The following is a 19,772-nucleotide window of genomic DNA, read 5'->3' on the forward strand; positions in this document are numbered from 1 at the left end:
TAGGCTCGGCCGCGCATTCCCAATCACAAGGAGTAGTCGATGCGATTGCTGTCCCCGCTTGCCGCCGCCTGCCTGCTGGCCCTGGCCGCCGCGCCGGCCCAGGCCGAGGTCTTCATCAACGAACTGCACTACGACGACAGCACCGCCGCCGGTGACGTCGGCGAAGCGATCGAGGTCGTGGCCACCGCCGGTGAGGACCTGTCCGGCTACCGCCTGTACCTGTACAACGGCGCCAACGCCTCGGCCGCCGTGGTCTACGACAACAAGCCGGTGCCGGCTGGCAGCGCCGCCGGCTGCGGCAGCGCGACCATCGCCGTGGTCAACTACCCGACCAACGGCATCCAGAACGGCCCCAACGACGGCATCGCCCTGGTCGATGCCAGCGGCAAGGTGGTCCAGTTCCTCAGCTACGAGGGCGCCATCACCGCCTCCGGCGGCCCTGCCGCCGGCATGACCAGCCAGAACATCCCGGTGGCCGAGACCAACAGCACGGCGCCGGGCACCTCGCTGCAGCTGACCGGCAGCGGCAGCCAGTACGCCCACTTCACCTGGGCCGAATCGGCCAAGCAGACGTTTGGCAGCTGCAACAACGGCCAGACCTTCAGCGGCGGTGGCACCCCGGGCCCGAACACGCCGCCGTCGGTCTCCACCACCACCCCGGCGCAGGGCAGCAGCACCTTCCCGGCCGCCGCCGACCTGGAAGTGGTGTTCAGCGAGACGGTGAACCTGGCCAGTGGCGCCTTCGCCCTGAGCTGCGGCACCTCCGGCAGCGTGCCGCTGACGTTCCCGGCCAGCGGCCGCAGCGTGAAGCTGTCCACCAACACCGCGCTGGTGGCGGGTGAAGCCTGCCGCTTCGACATCCGCGCCGCGCGCATCACCGACCTGCAGGGCGCGCACCCGGCCGCCGACAGCCGCATCGCCTTCACCGTGGCCAGCACCGGCGGCAATCCGGACCCGGGCAACCCGGGCGTGCCGGCCGGCTACTACTCCAAGGTGAACACCAGCAGCCCCAGCCAGCTGCGCTGCTCGCTGCACGCCACCATCAAGGGCCACACCGCCTATCCGTACAGTGGCTCGGGCACCAGTACCTGGACCATCCTGGAAATCGCCGACGAGGATCCGAACAATTCCGGCAGGATCCTGGATGCGTATCGCAACCACAGCTACGCCAAGGTGACCGATCGCGCCGGCAGCGGCAGTGGCCTGAAGTACAACCGCGAGCACACCTGGCCGAACTCGCTGGGCTTTGCCAGCACCACCGGTGACAAGGGCCTGCCGTACGCGCCGTATACCGACACCCACATGCTGTACCTGACCGACGCGCAGTGGAACGCCGACCGTGGCAACAAGCCGTTCGGCAAGTGCGACGCCAACTGCGGCGAGCGCGCCACCGAGGCCAACAACGGCCAGGGCGGCGGCAGCGGTGGCTATCCGGGCAACTCCAACTGGGTGCGCACGCCGGACGGCAACACCGGCACCTTCGAGGTGTGGGGCAAGCGCAAGGGCGACATGGCGCGTGCGGTGATGTACATGGCGATCCGCTACGAGGGCGGCAAGGATGCGGCCACCGGACAGTCCGAGCCGGACCTGGAGCTGACCGACGACCGCAGCAAGATCGTCAAGACCAGCAGTTCGCCGGCCTACATGGGCCTGCTGTCGACGCTGATCGACTGGCACCTGTCCGATCCGCCGGATGATGCCGAGCGTGCGCGCAATGACGTGGTCTACAGCTTCCAGGGCAACCGCAACCCGTTCGTCGACCACCCCGAGTGGGCAACCCCGGCCCTGTTCACCTCGGCCAAGCCGGCCACCTGCCAGCTGGCCAACTGACCGCGCAACGCAGCGGTCCACCGCCGCCGCCGGGCCCTGACCCGGCGGCGGCCCTATACTCGACGGTCATGTCGACCGTCGATCCCGTCCTGCTGCTGTTGACCACCTGCCCGGACCGGGCCAGTGCCGAGCGCATCGCGCACGCGCTGGTCGGCGAGCGCCTGGCCGCGTGCGTGACCCGCCTCGATGGCGCGCAGTCGACCTACCGCTGGCAGGGCGAGGTGACCACCGACGCCGAACTGCAGCTGCTGGTGAAAACCACCGCGAGCCGCGTCGATGACGCGATTGCCCGGATCGTCGAACTGCATCCGTATGAACTCCCGGAGTGCATCGCGGTCGAAACCCGGGCCGGCCTGCCGGCGTATCTGGACTGGATCCGGGCACAGACCCGGGAGGACACTGATTGAAGACTCTGTTTGCGCGCGGCGCCGCCTTGTGCGCCCTGTTGTGGCTCTCGCTGCCGGCCTTCGCGCTGGATGAGAAGGACCTGCTGCCGGTGGACCAGGCGTTCGCGCTGACCGCCAGTGCCCCCGAACGGGGCCAGGTGCAACTGCAGTTCAAGATCGCACCGGGCTATTACCTGTATCGCCACCGCACCAGCGTCAAGGCCGACCCGGCCTTCAATGCCGGCGCGCTGCAGATGCCCAAGGGCGACAGGCACCACGACGATTTCTTCGGCGAGGTCGAGACCTATCGCGAGCGCCTGCAGGCGACCCTGCCCGGCACGCCGACCGAGGCCGCCGGCACCATCAGCCTGGAAGTGCGTTACCAGGGCTGCGCCGATGCCGGTGTCTGCTACCCGCCGCAGAAGCGCGTGGTGCAGGTCACCCTGCCGGGCGCCGGTGCGGCGTCCGCGCCGCCTGCCGCGCGTGCGGGTGCGGCCAGCCCGTTCAACAACCCGCTGGCCGGTGCCGGCAACAGCGGTGGCCTGCGCCTGCCGGGCACGGCCAACAACAGCCAGGCCCTGCCGCTGCCGTCGGAACAGGCGTTCGGCTTCGATGCGATCGCCAGTGACGGCAACACCCTGCTGCTGCGCTTCAGCCCAGCGCCCGGCTATTACCTGTATCGCGACCGCACCTCGCTGAAGCTGGAAGGCAGCGCCGGCGTGCTGGCCGACAAGCCACGCTGGCCGGCCGCGCAATCGCATCGCGACGAGCACTTCGGCGATGTCTCGGTCTACTTCAACCAGGTGGAAGTGCCGCTGCCGCTGCGCCGCACTGTCACTGATGCGGTCGACAGCACCCTGGTGGTGACCTTCCAGGGCTGCCAGACCGATGGCATCTGCTACCCGCCGATGACCCGCCGGGTGAAGCTGTCGATTCCGGCGGGCAAGCTCTCCGCCAGCACTGACCAGGCGCCAGCGCGCAACGAGGTGATCAGCCCGCTGCGCGCCGCCGGCGCGCCACGTGAATCCGCCAACGGCGCACCGCTGCGCCTGCTGCCGACCGTGCCCAACGACGGCAACGCCACTCCCGCCGCCAGCGGCAGTGAGGGCGCGCGCAATGAGTTCGCCGCCGACGCGCGCGATGGCAACGCCCTGCGCACGCGGCCACCGGTGACCACACCGAATCCGGACCGCTCGTTCGTCTGGGTGCTGCTGCTGGCGCTGGCCGGTGGCCTGGTGCTGAACCTGATGCCCTGCGTGCTGCCGATCCTGTCGCTGAAGGTGCTGAGCCTGGCGCAGAGTGGCGAAAGCCCCGAGCGTGCGCGCAGCCATGCCCTCTGGTACACGCTGGGCGTGCTGGTCGCCTTCGCGGTGATCGGCGCGCTGATGGTGGGCCTGCGCGCGATCGGCAACGCGGTCGGCATCGGCTTCCAGCTGCAGCACCCGGGCGTGGTGGCCGCGCTGGCGTACATCATGTTCGCGGTGGGCCTGAGCCTGTCCGGCGTGTTCACCCTCGGCGGTGGCATCGGCAACCTCGGCCAGTCGCTGGCCAGCCGCAGCGGCCCGGCCGGTGATTTCTTCACCGGTGCGCTGGCCTGCCTGGTCGGCAGCGCGTGTGTCGGCCCGTTCATGGGCGGGGCGATTGCCTATGCCTTCATTGCCCCGCCGCTGAAGGCGATGACCGTGTTCCTGTTCCTCGGCCTGGGCCTGGCGCTGCCGTTCCTGCTGATCGGCTTCGTGCCGGCGCTGGCACGCCGCCTGCCCAAGCCCGGCCCGTGGATGGAAACGCTCAAGCACGTGCTGGCCTTCCCGATGTATGCCACCGCGCTGTGGCTGCTGTGGGTGCTGGGCAAGCAGCGCGGCGTGGACGGCATGGCGCTGGTGCTGGGCGGCCTGCTGCTGTTCGCCTTCGGCCTTTGGCTGTTCGAGCGCAACCGCTGGACCGGCTCGCGTGCGGTGACCCTGCTCGGCGTGCTGCTGGCGATTGGTGCGTTGGTTCCTGCCTGGGGCGTGACCCAGCTGGCACCGCCGGCACGGGCCGCACAGGCGGCCAGCGAGAACGTGGTCGAGTATTCGCCGCAGTTGCTGGACCGCCTGCGCGCCGACAATCGCGTGGTGTTCGTCAACATGACCGCCGACTGGTGCGTGAGCTGCAAGGCCAATGAACGCGCCGTGCTGTCGCGGCCGGAGTTCAAGGAACTGCTCAAGCGCACCAACGCGGTGTACATGCGTGGTGACTACACCAATGTCGACCCGCAGATCACCACGTTCCTGGAAGAACACAAGGCCGTGGGCGTGCCGCTGTACGTGGTGTACGGACCCGGCGCGCCACCGACCGTGCTGCCGACCCTGCTGACCCAGGCGGTGGTCGAGGAAGCGCTGCTGCGCACCGCACGATGAAGTGGCAACGGCCAGCGCTGCTGTGGACAGCGGTGCTGGCCGCCGGCCTCGGCCTGTGGGCCGGGCATCGATTGTCACCCGGCCCGTCTGCACCGGCCGCACCAGCGACGGCTTCCACAGCGACGGCCGTGACGCCCACGCTGCAGGTGGGTGATCCCTTGCCGGCGCTGACGCTGCCGGACCTGGCGGGACAGCCGCTGGACCTGCGCGCTCGCTTCGCCGGCCGCCCGCTGCTGATCAACGTCTGGGCCAGCTGGTGTGCGCCCTGTGTGGAAGAGATGCCCGAACTGGCGCGCTTCGCCGATGCCCAGGGCGACAACGGCGTGCAGGTGCTGGGCATTGCGCTGGATACCCCGGACGACGTGCGCGCTTTCCTGCTGCGGGTGCCAGTGGACTACCCGATCGTGGTCGAGACGCCGGGGCCACGCGATGCCAGCGTGCAGTTGGGCAATACGCAGGGCCTGCTGCCCTACAGCGTGCTGTTCGATGCGCAGGGCCGGCTGATGAAGGCAAAGCTGGGGCCGTTCGCGCACGGCGAGATCGACGGCTGGGTGAAGTGAGGGTGTTTTTTGCAGGGCTTGCAGCCCTGCACCCTGCTCAATGCAACGGCAACAGCCAAAGCAAAAGCGGGCATTCCGTGGGATGGCGGGGCACTGTGGGTGGTCAGGACACGCCGTAAACCCCGCTCCGCGGTCCGGCCCAGCCGCTGGCGGCTGTACGTTCGGGCGCTTGCGAAGCAGTGCTTCGCAAGCAAAGCGCCCTCACCCATGGGGGCTCGATGGCGCCATCCATGGCGCCAACGGTCCTGCCCATCCACACCGCCCCACCTCCGACAGATTCCGGCGGCTGTTGGGGATGAATCTCCATCGAAATCAAACATTTCGACAATTGAACGAAAAGCATCCACGCATGGCGTGGATCTACGGCAGGTCGCGAGAATCTGTCGAAGCCGGGGTGGGTCCGGTTGAGGGGGCGTGAGCCGCATGGATGCGGCGACCGAGCTTACATGGACGTACTTGCAGCGCCCCCTCAACCGGACCCACCCCGCCAACCCACGGATAGCCCGCTTTTGACGTTGACGTTGCCTCGGCGGGTGCCGGGCGCCGCCCGGCCGATCCCTCCGCTTGACCGCAGGCAGGGCGCCACGGAGAATTCCGCGACTAATTCTCATTTGCTGTTGCGCAGGATGCGGGCGGCAGCCTCCCGGGCCCCTCTCCTTCGATGTTCAAGAACGTCCTGTTCCAACTGCATTGGCTGCTGGGCATTACCGCCGGTGCCGTCCTGGCCGTGATGGGCCTCAGCGGCGCCGTGCTGTCCTTCGAGGACGAACTGCTGCGCGCGGCCAATCCCGGCTTCGCCGAAATCGCCGAGCACCATGCGGACGGCCAGCATCCCCTTGCACTCAGTGAACTGGTGCCGTTGCTGCAGGCCGGCAGCGAGCGCCCCCTGCAACGCCTGCGCGTGGATGCCACCGGACAGCGGCCGTCGGTGGCGCGCTTTGCCGGCGGCAAGGACCACTGGGTGTACTTCGATCCGTACAGCGGCGAGCGCTTCAGCGCCCTGCGCGGGCAGGCATTCTTCGACTTCGTCGAAGACCTGCATCGCCACCTCGCCGCCGGTGAGCGCGGCAAGTGGATCACCGGCAGCTGTGCGATCGCGCTGCTGTTCTTCACCCTGTCCGGTCTTTACCTGCGCTGGCCACGACGCTGGTGGCACTGGCGCAGCTGGCTGGCGGTGGAGTGGACGCGCAGCGGCCGTGGCTTCCTGTGGAGCCTGCACTCGGTGATCGGCACCTGGGTGCTGCTGATCTACCTGATGAGTGCACTGACCGGCCTGTGGTGGTCGTTCGACTGGTACCGCAACGCGGCCAACACGCTGCTGGGCGTGGCGCCGGCGGCAAAGCACAAGGTGGCCGCCGACGCGGCACTGGACCTCGATCGCATCGAGGCCACGCTGTACGCGCTGCCCGGCGTGCGCACCGGCTTCATCGACCTGCGCCTGCCGGAGAAGCCGGGGCAGGCGCTGAACGTGCGGGTGATGGCCGGCGATCCGTCGCAGCGCGGCGGCCACCACGATCGTGCGCATGACCTGCTGCAGCTCGACCCGGCCAGCGGTGCGATTCTCGATGCCCGCCCGTACGCACGCCAGGGCGCGGGCGGACAGCTGGCCACCAGCGTGTTCGCGCTGCATTCGGGCAGCTACTTCGGTGTGCCCGGGCGCGTGGTGGTGATGCTCAGCAGCCTGGGCATGAGCCTGTTCTTCATCACCGGCTGGATGCTGTACCTGGACCGCCGCCGCAGCCAGCGTGCAGCGCGAGGGCTGCGCCGGTCGCTGCCGACAACGACCACCGATGGCGGTGGTTCGCCGTGGCTGGTGGTGCATGCCAGCCAGAGCGGACTGGGCGAACAACTGGCGTGGCGTGCGGCCGCGCAGCTGCAGGCGTCCGGTCATGCGGTGCAGGTGCTGCCGCTGGCCCGCGTCGATGCCGCGAAGCTGCAGGCCACCTCCCAGGCCCTGCTCGTGTTGAGCACGTTCGGCGATGGCGAGCCGCCGGATGCGGCGCGCCGCGCGGCGCGGCTGCTGCTCGCGCAACGCCTGAACCTGTCGCATCTGCAGTTCGGCCTGCTCGCGCTGGGTGACCGCCAGTATCCGCACTACTGCGGCTTCGGCCGCCAGTTCGATGGCTGGCTGATCGGCAACGGCGCGCGTCCGCTGTTCGAGCACATCGATGTCGATGCTGCTTCGGTGCCGGCGCTGCGCCAGTGGCAGCAGCAGCTGGGTGCGCTGACCGGCATCACCACCGATGACAGCGTGCTGCCTGCGGCGACGCAGATGCATGAGTGGCGCCTGCTCGGCCGCGAGCGCCTCAACCCGGGCAGCGTCGGCGGAGCCATCTGGCGTATCCGTCTTGCCGCACCGGCCGACGTGCAGTGGCAGGCGGGTGACATCCTGCACATCGCGCCCCGCCACAGCGCGCGGCATGCCGGTGCCGTGTTGAAGGCACATGGGCTGGACCCGCTGCAGCCACTGCTGGTCGATGGCCATCCGCGCACGCTGCTGGCGCTGGCCAGCGAACGCGAGCTGCCCGACGCCGATGCTGCGCTGGCGGTGCAGGATGCCTGCCTGTGGCTGGCCGGGCTGCCGCTGCTGCCCAGCCGCGAGTATTCGATCGCTTCCTGCACGGATGATGGCGTGGTGGAGCTGGTGGTGCGGCTGGTGCATGACGCCTCCGGTCGAGCCGGGCTGGGCTCGGGCTGGCTGTCGCTGCATGCGCCGATCGGTGCCAGCATCGTCGCCCGTGTGCATCGCAACCCCGGTTTCCATCGTGTCAGTGGCGCCCCGATGGTGCTGATCGGCAACGGCACCGGCATCGCCGGGCTGCGCAGCCTGCTGCGCGAAGCCGCCCACGCAGGCGAGCACGGGCACTGGCTGCTGTTCGGTGAGCGCCAGCGCGCACACGACTTCCTGTTCGCCGACGAGATCGAGGCCTGGCAGGCCGCCGGCCATCTTGCACGGGTGGACCTGGCGTTCTCGCGCGATGGCGAGGGTGGTTACGTGCAGGATTGCCTGCGGGTGGCCACCGATGTGCTGCGCGAGTGGATGCAGCGCGGTGCGGTGATCCATGTCTGCGGCTCGCTGCAGGGCATGGCCGAGGGCGTGGACCAGGTGCTGCGTACCGCGCTGGGCGATGAAGTGGTGGAAACGCTGCTGGAAAACGGGCGCTACCGCCGCGACGTGTATTGAGCCACAAGAGTGGTGCCGGCCAGCGGCCGGCACTACCGGAGCAGCTTCAGGCTGCTGCGCGCGCCTGCGGCATCGACTGCAGACGGAACGCGCCCACCGCTTCGGCCAGGGCATGTACCTGCGCCTGCATCTGCGCAGTCGAGGCACCGGCCTCTTCCACCAGGCTCGCATTGCGCTGGGTGCTGGCTTCCATCTGCACGATGGTCTGGTTCACCTGGGCGATGCCGGCATGCTGGTCCTGCGACGCACTGCGGATGCCAGCCAGCAGGTCGGCCAGCTGCTGCACGCTGCCAACGATCTCGCCCATCGTGGTGCCGGCCTGCTCGGCCTGCCGGTTGCCCTGCCCGACGCGCGCCACCGAATCCTCGATCAGGCCCTTGATCTGCTTGGCCGCCTCGGCACTGCGCTGCGCCAGCAGGCGCACTTCGGCAGCCACCACGGCGAAGCTGCGGCCCTGCTCGCCGGCGCGCGCCGCTTCCACCGCCGCGTTGAGCGCAAGGATGTTGGTCTGGAAGGCGATGCCATCGATCAGCTGGGTGATGTCACCGATCCGCCGTGACGCTTCACTGATGCCATGCATGGTTGCCACCACCTGGCCGACTGCCTCGCCTCCGCGCTGGGCCACTGCTGCCGCACCCTGCACCAGGGCATCGGCGCGACCGGCGGCATCGGCGTTGCGGCCAACGGTGTCGGTCAGCTCATGCATCGACGCTGCGGTCTCTTCCAGGTTGGCGGCCTGTTGCTCGGTGCGCTGCGACAGATCGTGATGGCCGGCAACGATCTCACCGACACCGGTATCGAGGCTGGACGTGGCCTGCTGGATGCGGGTGACGATGCGGCCCAGCTGCGCGACGGTCGCATTGGCATCATCACGCATGCGCGCGAACACGCCCTGCAGGTCCCCCTCCATGCGCACGCTGAGGTCGCCGCGGGCCAGCGCGGCCAGCAGTGCCTGCAGGTCACCGAGGTTGGTTTCAAAGGTGGCCAGCAGGCGATTGATGCTGGTCGACAACGTGCGCACGAAGCCCTGCTTGCCCTCCAGCGCGATACGGCCATGCAGGTCACCCTGTGCCGCCGCATCGACCAGGGCAGCCACTTCGGTTTCCAGCAGCGTCTCCAGCGCACGACTGCGCCATTCCACCGCTACGCCGAGGAACTGCCCTTCGTCGATGATGGGGTTGGCAATCAGCTGGTAGCGCACACCGGCATGACCGATCTCGCGTTCTTCGCGTTGTCGCACGCCGGCCAGGCTGGCCAGCGCCGGATGCAGGCGCACCGCATCGCTGCCCACCAGGTCTTCGAGCTGGCGTTCGAGCTGCTGCAGCAGTGCCGGATTGACGTAGGCCACCTGGCCCTCGGCATCGATCACCATCAGCCCGGTCTGCGCGCTGTCCAGCGCCTGGCGCACGCGGGTATTGCCGCGCGCAACGGCACGCTCGGTCTCGATGCGCGCACGCAGGCGCTGCTGCATGTCGACCAGGCGCTGTGCCAGCTGGCCGATCTCGTCGTTGGCGTTGTACACGCGCAGGGTAGTGTCGAGGCGATCGTCGGCGATGTCGCTGGCGAAACGCAGGGTGTCCTGGATCGGCTGGCGCACCGCACGCCGCACCAGCACCAGGCTGGTGATCAACACGCCGGCGACCAGCAGCAGGGTCACTGCGAACAGCACGCTCATGGTGCGTGCGCCGGCCTGCTGGCGGGCCTGTGCCTTGGCCAGCGCCTCTACCTGGGCCTGCTGGAAGGCAGCCAGCGCCGGCGCTACGCCCGCGGCGGTATCCAGCAGCGACTGCGCTTCCACGTCCAGGCCGACGCGGGCGGCGGTGTAACCCAGCAGGGCGACCTGATAGGCCTCCATGCCGTTGCGAAGGGCATCCTGCGCATCGGTCGGCAGGCCCACCAGCGCGAGATCGAACGGCAGTTTCTCTTCGCTCGCACGGTCGGCATGGGTGGAATCGCCATCGAGCAGCAGCAGCGCCTCCTGTCGGCGCATCTTCTGCAGGGACAGTGCCAACGAGGGCCGCTGCAGCGCATCCACCTGCACCTGCAGGGTGTCGGCGGCCTGCTGCAGCTGCGCGGCGAGGCCGGCATCGCCACGACCCATCTCATCGACGCGTTCGAACAGGGCGGCCACCCCCTGCGAGAATGCACCGGCGGCTTCGGTCAGCGCCTGCAGCGCCTTGCGCCGGCCGGCATCCATCGGTATCGCGCGCAGCGCCTGAAGATCGGCCTGCAGCGCCTTCTGCGTCGCCAGCAGCTGCGCGCGGTCGGCATCGTCGAAACTGCGTGCATACTGGGTCTGCAGGCGACGCGCCTCGGCCACCCGCGTGGCCAGGCTCGCGGCCAGATCGCGGCCGTGCTGGTAGCTGGCCTGGCTGCGCGCCGCCTGCGTGCTGGCATGGCCGGTCCAGGCGTAGACGGCAGCGATCGCGATCAGGCCCAGGCCACAGACCCACAGGGTCGCCTTGAGCTTGTTGGCTACGCTGAGCCGGTGCGGCTGCAGCCACAGCAGCAGGCCGGGGGACGCCGAGCGCAGCGCGGCAAACCGCATGCGCAGGGACCGGAGGTGGGGGACAACGGCCGACATGACAGGCTCCAGGCGGAAGGACGCACCTGTATCGGCTGGAAATGGAGCAACTTTAGGGCGTTCTTGGTTCAGTCCCACCGATTGCTGGCGGACGCGGCCTTTGTACCCGGCACAGGCGACGGGGGGATGACACCCGCGCAGTGCTTGACCTCAACCCCGGTTGGGGGAGCACAGTGGACCTCCCTCCCCCGCCCGGTGCCCCCATGACGACGCTCGATGTCCCCCGCTACCTGCAACGCCTGCAGCTGGATGCGCCGCCACCGCTGACGCTGGCGGGCCTGACCCTGCTGCAGCAGCGCCACAACGCACTGCTGCCGTTCGAAACCCTCAGCTGCCTGCTGCGCGATGCAGTGCCGATCGACCTGGACAGCGTGCAGCGCAAGCTGCTCGACGACCGCCGTGGCGGCTACTGCTTCGAACTCAATGGCGGCCTGCTGGCGCTGCTGCAGGCGCTGGGCTTCGATGCGCAGCCGTTGAGCGCGCGCGTGCTGCTGGCCGCCCAGGACGGCGAACTGACCGCACGGACCCACCTGCTGCTGCGCGTGCAGGTGGACGGCGATGACTGGCTGGTGGATGCCGGTTTCGGCAGCCTGACCCCGACCGTGCCGCTGCGCCTGCATGATCCACAGCCGCAGGCCACGCCTCACGAGCGCTTCCTGCTGCAGCGCCTGCCCGGCGAGGCGGATTTCGTGCTGTCCGCCGAGTCCAGCGATGGCTGGCGGGCGATGTATCGCTTCGACCTGCACGCGCCGGCACCGATCGACAACGTGGTGGGCAACTGGTACGTGTGCACCCATCCCGATTCCAGCTTCCCCGGCCAGCTGCGCGCGTCACTGACCGGGCCGGACTGGCGACGCACCATCGGCAGCGGCAACTACACCGAGTACCGCCCCGGCCAGGCACCGGACAAGCGCCCGCTGCATGATGTTGGCGACGTGCGCGAGGTATTGCAGCAACGCTTCGGCATGCAGTTGCCGGACGACCCACGGCTGGATCCAGCGATCAACGACTGGCTGCAGCGCTCGCGTGCCGCGACCCACGTGTAGCGTCGAGCCATGCTCGACTGACGCCTTTGTAGAGTCGAGCCATGCTCGACTGGTGCATTTGTAGAGTCGAGCCATGCTCGACTGGTGCATTGACAGCGAAATCAACAGCAGCCGAGCATGGCTCGACGCTACAGAACCCCGCGCGCCTGCAATGCGATCCGGTTGCCTTCGCTGTCGCGGATCTCGGCCACGCGCCAGTCGCCGGCATCGGCCGGGCCGAAGCGCAGCTCGGCCCCGGCCTGCAGCGCACGCTCGAGGCTGGCATCCAGGTCATCGACGCCGATATAGATGCGCGCGCCCTGTTCGGAGGGCCGGTAGTCCGCACCCTGCACCAGCGACATGCTGGCGCCGGCGGCCTCATCGGCAAACGGCAGGTACGCCATCCTGCAGTCGTGCAGCAGGATCGGTTCGTCCACCGCCACCTGCAGCCATTGCTGGTAGAACGTGATGGCCCGGGCCAGGTCAGTGACCGGTATCTCAACGTGCAGGATGGGGTTCATGTCCGCAGGATAACCGGATACTGACACGGCCTTGCAGGGCGGCACTGGCATGCTGGACCGCCCTTTCCCCGCGGAGTCCTGCATGTCCCTGGCCGATCATCGTAGTGCGCTGGCACCGCTGGGCTTCCTGCGCGTGGCCATCAACCTGGGCAATCCGGTACTGGCGCAGGGGGACGCGCGCTCACCGCGCGGGCCGTCGCTGGAACTGGCCACGGCATTGGCGCAGCGCATGGGCGTGCAGGCACGCTTCACCTGCCACGACGCCGCGGCCTCGGTAGTCGCTGCGGCCAGCGAGGATGCCTGGGACCTGGCCTTCCTGGCCATCGATCCGGCGCGCACCGACCGCATCGCCTTCAGCGCCCCCTATGTGGAGATCGAAGGCACCTACCTGGTGCGCGAGGACAGCCCTGCGCAGCAGGTGGCCGACCTGGACCGCGATGGCCTGCGCATCGCGGTCGGTCGTGGCGCGGCCTACGACCTGTTCCTCAGCCGCGAACTGCGCCACGCCAAGATCGAGCGGGCCGAGACGTCGGCGGCGGCGATCACCCTGTTCGAGCAGCAGCGCCTGGATGCCGCCGCCGGCGTGCGCCAACCGTTGGCGGCATGGGCACAGGTCCATCCCGGCCACCGCGTACTGGCCGACCGCTTCACCGCGATCCAGCAGGCGGTCGCGGCGCCGGCCTCACGCCCGGCCGATGCATTGCAGGCGCTGTTCGAGGACGTGGAGGCGATCAAGGCAGGCTCGTTGCTGGGCGAAGCCTTCGCCCGTGCCGGGCAGGCGGTTACGTTGGTACGGTGAATGCCGCGCACACGCAGTCGAGCATGGCTCGACGCTACAAATGCGCGTCTGCCATGTGCCGAACGTGCTCGGCGGCCTGAGCGTGCAGCCAGTCGCGGAAGGCCAGGAAGCCGCGATGGCGAGCCGAGCGCTGCGGGTAGACCAGCCAATGCGGCCAGGCGGTTTTCAGTCGCAGGCTGGACAGCGCCACCAGTTGGCCGGAATCCAGCAGCAGGCGCGCCCGCGTCACCCGTCCCAGCGCCACGCCTACCCCGTCCAGCGCCGCGCGGTGGTGCGCCTCCGAATCATCCAGCACCGCCACGAAGCGCGGCGGCGGGTTCTGTCCACTCAGCGCGAACCAGGCACCCCACGCACCGTCGGGATCCCCCAGCAGCGGCCACTGGTTCAGCGGCACGCGGTCGATCCCTCCCATGCGTTCGATCAACGCCGGGCTGGCCATCGGCAGCAGCCACTCGTCGAACAGCGGCTCCACCACCAGGCCCGGCCACTGCCCGCTGCCCAGCCGCAGCGCGGCATCGAACTGGCGCTGCCGCTCGAAATCAACCAGGCGCTCACTCGACTGCAGGTTGATCTCGATCTGCGGGTGCTCAGCCACGAAATGCCCCAGCCGCGGCACCAGCCACGCCGACGCCATCGACGGTACCGCGCTGATCGTCAGCACGTGCTCGGCGCGTGCCGCATAGGGTTGGAAGGCTTCGTTGATCGCATCCAGATGCGGGCCGACCTGGTCGAGCAGGCGCTGCCCTTCCAGGGTGAGGGTGACGCCACGCGGCTGGCGGACCAGCAGCGGCTGCCCCAGCCGCTCTTCCAACTGGCGCATCTGATGGCTGAGCGCACTGACGGTCAGGCTCATCGACGCCGCTGCGCGTGACAGGTTGCCGAGCCGGGCGGCAGCCACGAAGCCCTGCAGGGCATGGAGGGGCGGACGGGACATGAGGCTTGAATTCCTCTCAAGGCATGCTTGCGGAAATGTCGCTTTTTGCCCGTCCATGCTGCCCGTATCGTGCAATCCACTCAAGTGGAGGCACGCTCATGAACATCTACGGCAGCCTGTTGTTCCTGCACGGCCACGTGGCCAACGCCGAGCTGGCACGGCAGCTGGCCAGTCCGGTCCCGCCGCCCAGCAGCACTCCCGGTAGCGCCGGCCGTTGGCCAGCAACCTCGCCAACCGGGCAGCCTGCAGCGGCCGGCCGCTGGCCGGCACGCCCCTAGCGCTGCAGCGCCTCCTGCACCGCCGCAGCCACGTCGGTGTTGTCGATGTAGCTGCCGTCATTCCAGCGCACGTGCTGGCGGTAACCGGCATCGACACCCCGCACGCGCTTTCCAAGCAGCTCCGCACCTGCGCCCTTGGCCCACAGCGGCACCAGCGCATTGGAGTGGTTGCCGGTGGGCCGGAAGCTCATCCCCGGCATGCGTCCGCGGCCGTTGTTGCGTACCGGCGCGAAGGCAACGTTCTGTGCATCCGGGCCCATCGGCATGCTGTTGTCGTGGTCGGTGGTGACGATCAGCAGGTTGCGCTCCCAACCACCGTTGCGCTCGATCCATTCAACCACTGCCGCCACTGCGTCGTTGAACTCAACGGTTTCCTCGATCAGGCGGCCGTACTGCGGCTGGTCGCTGCATTGGCCGTAGTGCCACTCGGTGCCGCAGGCGCTGGTATGCGCGGCCCAGTCGGTGGCGCCGCCTTCCACCATCAGGAACAGGCCCTTGGCCGAACGCTGCTGCAGGAACTGCAGCGCGCCACGCGTCATGGTCGCAAGATCGGGCACGCTGTCGATCTTCCTTACCCCGGAAGGCGTGGCCGCATCCTTGCCCAGCACCTGCAGCTGGCGCGCCTGCTGGAGCGTATTGGCCACGCGCGGCACGCCGATCAGCGGCCGGTCGGCCGGCAGCCGTCCCTGCGCCAGCGCGGCGAACGCCTCCTTGCTGCGGATCAGGCGCCACGGCCCCGATGGATTGCCGGCAATGGTGCTGCCCGCTTCCAGCTGCTGCCAGTCCTGCGGGGAGACCCATTCCCACGGGTTCGCGCAGCCCTCGGCCTTCGCCGCGCCGGCACCTTCGTCACAGGCGCGACCATCAACGCTGTAGCCGGGACCTCCGGTGCCCATCACCAGGTCCATGTGGCCCTGCGCCAGCATCTGGTGCGCAATCGCGTGATAGTTGTTGCGCGACTCGTTCTGCGCCGCGAACGCTGCCGGCGTGGCGTGCGCGAACGGCACCGAGGTCACCACACCGGTCGCCATGCCCAGCCGCTTGGCGCGCAGCGTATTGAACTCGACCGGATTGCCATCGTTGTTGTAATTGATGGCGTTGTTGTAGGTCTTGATGCCCGAGGACAACGCCGTACCGGCCGCAGCACTGTCGGTCGCGACTGCCGCCAGGTACTGGTAGCCGACGAACGGCAGGTCCTGCGCCGGCACCGGTTCGCTGTCCCAGGCCTTGCCTGCGTCGTAGCCCAGGGTCTGCGCGTTGTCGCGGGTCGGCTGGCTGCTGGCGTTCAACGGGAAGGTGGTTACCGCCAGGCGCTGCGGGAAATCCGCATACGGCGCGCCTTCGCGGCTGCCGTATTGCCAGTAGGCGGCGGCATCCCAGGTGCCCCAACCGGCACCGTCGTTGATCATCACGATCACGTTGTGCGGGCGCGCTTCGGCGATGGGAACAGCATCGGTGCGCAGATTCGGCTGGCAGCCGCTCAGCGCGGCCAGTACGGCCAGGATCGACGGGCACAGCCAACGTCGCGCAACGGGTCGGGTCATGGGCTCCTGCAGACGGCTCAGCGGCGGATCGCGCCGCTTTTGCAACGTTATAGCATTGCTATATTGCAGGAGTGTGCGGGCGCCACCGCGGCAGCGCCCAAGGGGCCGGACCCGCCATCAGGTCCGGCCGACGGCCTCAGGACGCCGCGTCCTGCGGCAAGGTCAGCGAGCTGCCATCAACGAACACCACGGCTTCCGGCGTCCACACCACCGTGTACTTGCTCTCATCCAGGCTGGCCAGCTTGCGGTCATTGCTCTTGGTCTGCGAGAAGCGCACCGAGCGACTACCCTGCCAGATCACGCTCTGGCCAGCCGGAATGGTCACGTCATTGGTGATGGCGAATCCAGAAATCTCCTCGCCAAACAGATCGCGTACCGACACATAGCCCTTCACGCCGGCGATGTCCTTGCCGGTGTTGTTCTGGTACCCAAAATCCACGACCAGCAATTCGTCGGTGGTGATGCCGTGCGAACGCTGCACTTCGATGTCCTTGGACACCACGGTGACGGTGACCGCCTCGCGCAGCGGCTTCATCGCCGCTTCGCGACGCGCTTCAAGTTCCGCCTTCAACGCGGCCTGGCGCGCTTCCTCGGCCTTCCGCTCTTCGACAAAGCGGCGCTGCTCTTCCACGGCCTTGCCCAGCGTCATGCCCGGCGGAATGCCCTGGCCTTCCTTGCCACCGAACACGCCGGCCATCTTCGACGTCAGGGTCACACGCACGATGTAGGCGGCAGCCAACTGCTGTTCTTCAGGGGTGAGCTTCTCCAGCTCGGGCTTGATCGTGGCCAACTGGTCCACGTCCTGCGGAATCACGGTGTTCTTCGGGTTGGCGCATGCCACCAGCATCAAGCAGGCCAGGCCGGTGACGATCAGACGCTTCTTCATGGATGTCCCTTCGCTACTGAAAAATCGGGCTTTCCGGCCCGGCGGAGGCGCAACGTTAGCGTACTTGCCGGCACATTCGTACGGGTCGATGCAGAGGCAAGATTCATGCCGGAAGCCGGTCCGCACACCCGCGATCCGCTATCCTCGTGCGGCATCCCAGCACAGCCTTCCCGACATGTCGCCATCGCCGACTGCGCACTCCTCCATCACCATCGAAGCCAGCACCTTCGCGGTGATCCACCAGCACAACGCGGACATCGCGCGGCAGCCGGCCTCGCTGACCAAGCTGATGGCCGCCTACGCCGCTTACGAATGCGTCGAAGAGAACGCTCGTGCGTGGGACGAAGTGGTCACCATCGTCGCCGAAGATGTGCATGCGGTGGCCGATGATGAAACGCGCATGGGCCTGGTGCCCGGCGAAACGGTCAGCCTGGCACGCCTGCTGGAAGGGCTGATGATCGTCTCCGGCAATGATGCGGCGCTGGCCATCGCGCGCCATCTGGACGGATCACAGCCTGCGTTCCTGGACCGCATGAACCGGCACGCGCGCCAGCTTGGCCTGCGCAGCACGTGGTTCGCCAGCGTGTCCGGCATCACCACCGCGCACCATGCGTCCAGCGCGCGCGACATGGCCGTGCTCGCCGCCTGCCTGCTGAATGACCACCCGCAGATACTGGCAATCACCGCGCAGCGCGCGTTCGCGCATGGCAGCTTCAGCCGCAGCAACCAGAACGCCCTGCTTGGCGAAAACGGCGTGGATGGATTGAAGACCGGCTACACCCAGGCAGCAGGCTTCTGCCTGGCCGCCACCGCATGCCGGTCGGTGCCCGGGCGGGATCAGCCGGTTCGCCTGATCACCGTGGTGCTGGGTTCTGAAAGCCGCGACGCACGCGATGCCCTTGTGCGCGAGCGTCTGGCCGCCGGGTTCGCGGCGCTGGCCGGCAACACTGCCGACGCCTGAGCGGCTCAGCGCCGCTTGACCGTCGCCACGATCAAGCGCTGCAGCTCTGCCTCGGCGCCGGTCTTGTCCAGCGCGCCTGCCGCCACGGCTTCGGACAGGGCCTCGGCCGCACCGAGAATCGCCCAGCGTCCGGCCAGTGGCACCGTGCCATCGGCCACAAATGGGCCCAGCCAGGTGTCGCAGTTGTCGATGAAGTCCTGCTGGTAGCGCCGCCGCACCTCGTGCAGTTCAGGTGCACCGACCAACGCGGCAAGGATGCCCTGCACTTCACTGCCCTGGCTGAGGATGCAGTCGATGTAGCCGGAGGCGATTGCCGCCGCACGATCGGCCAACTGCGCCCGCGCGCGGCCGATGCGCTCGTTGAAGACCATCGTCTGGCGGCCGTCGTAGTCATCGTAGAGCGCGGCCAGCAGCCCATTGCGGGTCACGAAGTGATCGTAGGCCACCGGCTTGGTCACACCCGCAGCCTCGGCCAGCCGCCCCAGCGTCAGCGCATCGGTACCTTCGTCGCCGACCAGCGCCCAGGCCACGTCCAGCAACTGGCGGGCGCGTTGCTCACGGGTCAATCGGCGGCGCGTGGGTGCGGCGTTGGCAGGCATCGGTGGAGCACGGCGGTCAGCGCATCGGAGTACCGATTTTACGGCCGATCGCCAGCGCGGTCTGCAGATGCGCTTCGGCTGTACCGGAATCGGCGTCCAGCAGCAGGTGGGACGACAGCACGCGCGCGCCGCAGTAGTCGAAGATGCCCATGTCGATCTGGGTCTTCATCGCCGCACCGTAGCCGCGCCGTTCGATCATGTCCGCGCCGGCCCCGCCGATGCCGACCAGGTGCACGCGCAACCGCTGCAGCTTTTTCTGCACCTTGCCATCGGCACCGTCCTGGTAGGCCCAGCCCTGGGTGAACACACGATCGATCCAGCCCTTCAGCAGCGCGGGGAACGACCACCAGTACAACGGGTAGACCAGTACCAACGTGTCGGCAGCCTCCAGCCGCGCCTGCTCGGCGGCGACGTCGGCCGGCGTTGCGCCGGTGCCACGAAACAGCGCCTGGTCCTGCATGTTGAAGCGCGGATCGAAGCCTTCGGCCATCAGATCGGCGTGGGTCACGCGGTTGGCGGCGTCCGACGCGGTGATGGCTTCGCCGATGCGCCTGGCGATGGCATGGGTCAACGCGGCGGATTCAGGATGGGCGGTAACGATGAGGGTGTGCATGGGGATGTCCGGAATTCACTACCTACCAATAGTAAGTAGCGACGCCCGGGATACCAGCTCCATGCGTGGGACGCTGTTTCCGCATCCACCGTATAGTGCGGCGGTTCCCGCTGAGATACCCGACGATGCACCGATATCTGCTTGCCCTTCTGCTGGCCCTGCCCATGGCAATGGCCGTTGCGCCCGCGCTGGCCGGTGAGCTCAGTCCGGAAGACTCGGCCGCATTGCGCAAGGAGGTGCAGGCGATGATGGACGCCTTCGCCCGGGGCGATACCGAGCTGATCATCGCGCGCACCCATCCCAGCCTGAAGCAGCTGGCCGGCGGCGACGAGGCCTATGCGCGGGCGACCCGCGACACGGTAAAGGAACTGCGCAAGGCCGGCGTCACCATCATCAGCGACGAGGCGGGCGTACCGGGCCGCACCTATGCGGCCGGTGACGAGGAAGTCTGCTTCGTACCGCGCCAGTCACTGCTGCGCGTGCGCGAAGCGCCGATGCGCAGCACGTCATTCATGGTCGCTGTGCGGCGCGTCGGTACCACGCAATGGCGCTATCTGGATGGCGCCGCGCTGCCGGACAACCCCGGGCTGTTGCAGTTGCTGCTGCCCGACCTGGAACCGGACGTGGTCCTGCCCGAGAGTGAGACGGAGGCGCTGTAGCCGCAGGCGC

The 19,772-nt window shown here is 68.4% G+C and carries 17 protein-coding genes; 10 read left to right on the plus strand and 7 right to left on the minus strand.

Annotated elements, in window-relative coordinates; all coding sequences use genetic code 11:
- The first annotated feature begins 39 nt into the window (after window positions 1-39).
- The 5 genes from AB1281_RS17690 (at window position 40) to AB1281_RS17710 (ending at window position 8,359) form a co-directional block, all read left to right on the plus strand.
- On the plus strand, window positions 40-1,830 hold the full coding sequence (locus AB1281_RS17690; protein WP_014038667.1) for an endonuclease: 1,791 nt from the start codon (window positions 40-42) through the stop codon (window positions 1,828-1,830).
- Between the two features lie 68 nt (window positions 1,831-1,898).
- A complete protein-coding gene (gene cutA / locus AB1281_RS17695) occupies window positions 1,899-2,237 on the plus strand; it encodes a divalent-cation tolerance protein CutA (protein ID WP_010481118.1) in 339 nt (112 codons plus the stop codon).
- Entirely contained in the window at window positions 2,234-4,615 is a 2,382-nt protein-coding gene (locus AB1281_RS17700; protein WP_430346537.1) for a protein-disulfide reductase DsbD domain-containing protein, read from the plus strand. The genes cutA and AB1281_RS17700 overlap by 4 nt, the downstream gene beginning before the upstream one ends.
- Window positions 4,612-5,175, plus strand: a complete 564-nt coding sequence (locus AB1281_RS17705) for a TlpA family protein disulfide reductase (RefSeq protein WP_075676059.1) — start codon at window positions 4,612-4,614, stop codon at window positions 5,173-5,175. The genes AB1281_RS17700 and AB1281_RS17705 overlap by 4 nt, the downstream gene beginning before the upstream one ends.
- 661 nt (window positions 5,176-5,836) lie before the next feature.
- Window positions 5,837-8,359, plus strand: coding sequence for a PepSY domain-containing protein (locus tag AB1281_RS17710; RefSeq protein ID WP_430346538.1), 2,523 nt, complete (start codon window positions 5,837-5,839; stop codon window positions 8,357-8,359).
- Between the two features lie 46 nt (window positions 8,360-8,405).
- On the opposite strand, the gene AB1281_RS17715 is transcribed toward AB1281_RS17710, so the two are convergent.
- A complete protein-coding gene (locus tag AB1281_RS17715; RefSeq protein WP_430346539.1) occupies window positions 8,406-10,943 on the minus strand; it encodes a methyl-accepting chemotaxis protein in 2,538 nt (845 codons plus the stop codon).
- Window positions 10,944-11,146: 203 nt separating this feature from the next.
- Between AB1281_RS17715 and AB1281_RS17720 the strand changes: the two genes are divergently transcribed.
- Window positions 11,147-11,989 (plus strand): arylamine N-acetyltransferase family protein, encoded by an 843-nt coding sequence (locus AB1281_RS17720; RefSeq protein ID WP_430346540.1) that lies wholly within the window; start codon window positions 11,147-11,149, stop codon window positions 11,987-11,989.
- A gap of 128 nt (window positions 11,990-12,117) precedes the next feature.
- Here AB1281_RS17720 and AB1281_RS17725 read toward each other — a convergent pair whose 3' ends face one another.
- The gene (locus AB1281_RS17725) at window positions 12,118-12,489 is read right to left on the minus strand and encodes a VOC family protein (RefSeq protein WP_430346541.1); all 372 of its coding nucleotides are present in this window, start codon (window positions 12,487-12,489) and stop codon (window positions 12,118-12,120) included.
- Window positions 12,490-12,571: 82 nt separating this feature from the next.
- Here AB1281_RS17725 and AB1281_RS17730 point away from each other — a divergent pair, with 82 nt between their 5' ends.
- A complete protein-coding gene (locus AB1281_RS17730; RefSeq protein WP_430346542.1) occupies window positions 12,572-13,288 on the plus strand; it encodes a transporter substrate-binding domain-containing protein in 717 nt (238 codons plus the stop codon).
- A 34-nt stretch (window positions 13,289-13,322) separates the two neighbouring features.
- Here the strand turns inward: AB1281_RS17730 and AB1281_RS17735 are convergent, their stop codons facing one another.
- Window positions 13,323-14,222 carry a LysR substrate-binding domain-containing protein gene (locus AB1281_RS17735; protein ID WP_014038675.1) on the minus strand — a complete coding sequence of 300 codons (900 nt, stop codon included), beginning with the start codon at window positions 14,220-14,222 and terminating at the stop codon, window positions 13,323-13,325.
- A 98-nt stretch (window positions 14,223-14,320) separates the two neighbouring features.
- Between AB1281_RS17735 and AB1281_RS17740 the strand changes: the two genes are divergently transcribed.
- Window positions 14,321-14,500 carry a hypothetical protein gene (locus AB1281_RS17740; RefSeq protein ID WP_075676046.1) on the plus strand — a complete coding sequence of 60 codons (180 nt, stop codon included), beginning with the start codon at window positions 14,321-14,323 and terminating at the stop codon, window positions 14,498-14,500.
- Here AB1281_RS17740 and AB1281_RS17745 read toward each other — a convergent pair.
- Together AB1281_RS17745 and AB1281_RS17750 are read right to left on the minus strand one after the other, a co-directional pair.
- A complete protein-coding gene (locus AB1281_RS17745; protein WP_430346543.1) occupies window positions 14,497-16,044 on the minus strand; it encodes an alkaline phosphatase in 1,548 nt (515 codons plus the stop codon). The two genes, AB1281_RS17740 and AB1281_RS17745, sit on opposite strands and share 4 nt — an antisense overlap.
- Window positions 16,045-16,180: 136 nt before the next feature.
- Window positions 16,181-16,930: a hypothetical protein gene (locus AB1281_RS17750; protein ID WP_430346544.1), complete on the minus strand. Its 750-nt coding sequence runs from the start codon at window positions 16,928-16,930 to the stop codon at window positions 16,181-16,183.
- A 175-nt stretch (window positions 16,931-17,105) separates the two neighbouring features.
- Here AB1281_RS17750 and AB1281_RS17755 point away from each other — a divergent pair, with 175 nt between their 5' ends.
- On the plus strand, window positions 17,106-17,891 hold the full coding sequence (locus tag AB1281_RS17755) for a D-alanyl-D-alanine carboxypeptidase family protein (protein WP_430346545.1): 786 nt from the start codon (window positions 17,106-17,108) through the stop codon (window positions 17,889-17,891).
- Between the two features lie 5 nt (window positions 17,892-17,896).
- On the opposite strand, the gene AB1281_RS17760 is transcribed toward AB1281_RS17755, so the two are convergent.
- Window positions 17,897-18,490, minus strand: coding sequence for a TetR/AcrR family transcriptional regulator (locus AB1281_RS17760; RefSeq protein ID WP_430346546.1), 594 nt, complete (start codon window positions 18,488-18,490; stop codon window positions 17,897-17,899).
- Between the two features lie 16 nt (window positions 18,491-18,506).
- Window positions 18,507-19,103 carry an NAD(P)H-dependent oxidoreductase gene (locus tag AB1281_RS17765; RefSeq protein ID WP_430346547.1) on the minus strand — a complete coding sequence of 199 codons (597 nt, stop codon included), beginning with the start codon at window positions 19,101-19,103 and terminating at the stop codon, window positions 18,507-18,509.
- A 125-nt stretch (window positions 19,104-19,228) separates the two neighbouring features.
- Here AB1281_RS17765 and AB1281_RS17770 point away from each other — a divergent pair, with 125 nt between their 5' ends.
- Window positions 19,229-19,762 (plus strand): hypothetical protein, encoded by a 534-nt coding sequence (locus AB1281_RS17770; RefSeq protein WP_430346548.1) that lies wholly within the window; start codon window positions 19,229-19,231, stop codon window positions 19,760-19,762.
- Window positions 19,763-19,772: the final 10 nt, after the last annotated feature.

It is taken from the genome of Stenotrophomonas sp. NRRL B-14846 (assembly GCF_050473585.1).
Taxonomy (GTDB): domain Bacteria; phylum Pseudomonadota; class Gammaproteobacteria; order Xanthomonadales; family Xanthomonadaceae; genus Stenotrophomonas.

Bases quoted from the DNA above. Each gene is read 5' to 3' on its own strand.
- AB1281_RS17745 (WP_430346543.1), bottom strand. From the start codon at position 16,044: ATGACCCGACCCGTTGCGCGACGTTGGCTGTGCCCGTCGATCCTGGCC.
- AB1281_RS17730 (WP_430346542.1), top strand. From the start codon at position 12,572: ATGTCCCTGGCCGATCATCGTAGTGCGCTGGCACCGCTGGGCTTCCTG.
- AB1281_RS17750 (WP_430346544.1), bottom strand. From the start codon at position 16,930: ATGAAGAAGCGTCTGATCGTCACCGGCCTGGCCTGCTTGATGCTGGTG.
- cutA (WP_010481118.1), top strand. From the start codon at position 1,899: ATGTCGACCGTCGATCCCGTCCTGCTGCTGTTGACCACCTGCCCGGAC.
- AB1281_RS17740 (WP_075676046.1), top strand. From the start codon at position 14,321: ATGAACATCTACGGCAGCCTGTTGTTCCTGCACGGCCACGTGGCCAAC.
- AB1281_RS17755 (WP_430346545.1), top strand. From the start codon at position 17,106: ATGTCGCCATCGCCGACTGCGCACTCCTCCATCACCATCGAAGCCAGC.
- AB1281_RS17735 (WP_014038675.1), bottom strand. From the start codon at position 14,222: ATGTCCCGTCCGCCCCTCCATGCCCTGCAGGGCTTCGTGGCTGCCGCC.
- AB1281_RS17760 (WP_430346546.1), bottom strand. From the start codon at position 18,490: ATGCCTGCCAACGCCGCACCCACGCGCCGCCGATTGACCCGTGAGCAA.
- AB1281_RS17765 (WP_430346547.1), bottom strand. From the start codon at position 19,103: ATGCACACCCTCATCGTTACCGCCCATCCTGAATCCGCCGCGTTGACC.
- AB1281_RS17705 (WP_075676059.1), top strand. From the start codon at position 4,612: ATGAAGTGGCAACGGCCAGCGCTGCTGTGGACAGCGGTGCTGGCCGCC.
- AB1281_RS17710 (WP_430346538.1), top strand. From the start codon at position 5,837: ATGTTCAAGAACGTCCTGTTCCAACTGCATTGGCTGCTGGGCATTACC.
- AB1281_RS17725 (WP_430346541.1), bottom strand. From the start codon at position 12,489: ATGAACCCCATCCTGCACGTTGAGATACCGGTCACTGACCTGGCCCGG.
- AB1281_RS17715 (WP_430346539.1), bottom strand. From the start codon at position 10,943: ATGTCGGCCGTTGTCCCCCACCTCCGGTCCCTGCGCATGCGGTTTGCC.
- AB1281_RS17690 (WP_014038667.1), top strand. From the start codon at position 40: ATGCGATTGCTGTCCCCGCTTGCCGCCGCCTGCCTGCTGGCCCTGGCC.
- AB1281_RS17770 (WP_430346548.1), top strand. From the start codon at position 19,229: ATGCACCGATATCTGCTTGCCCTTCTGCTGGCCCTGCCCATGGCAATG.
- AB1281_RS17720 (WP_430346540.1), top strand. From the start codon at position 11,147: ATGACGACGCTCGATGTCCCCCGCTACCTGCAACGCCTGCAGCTGGAT.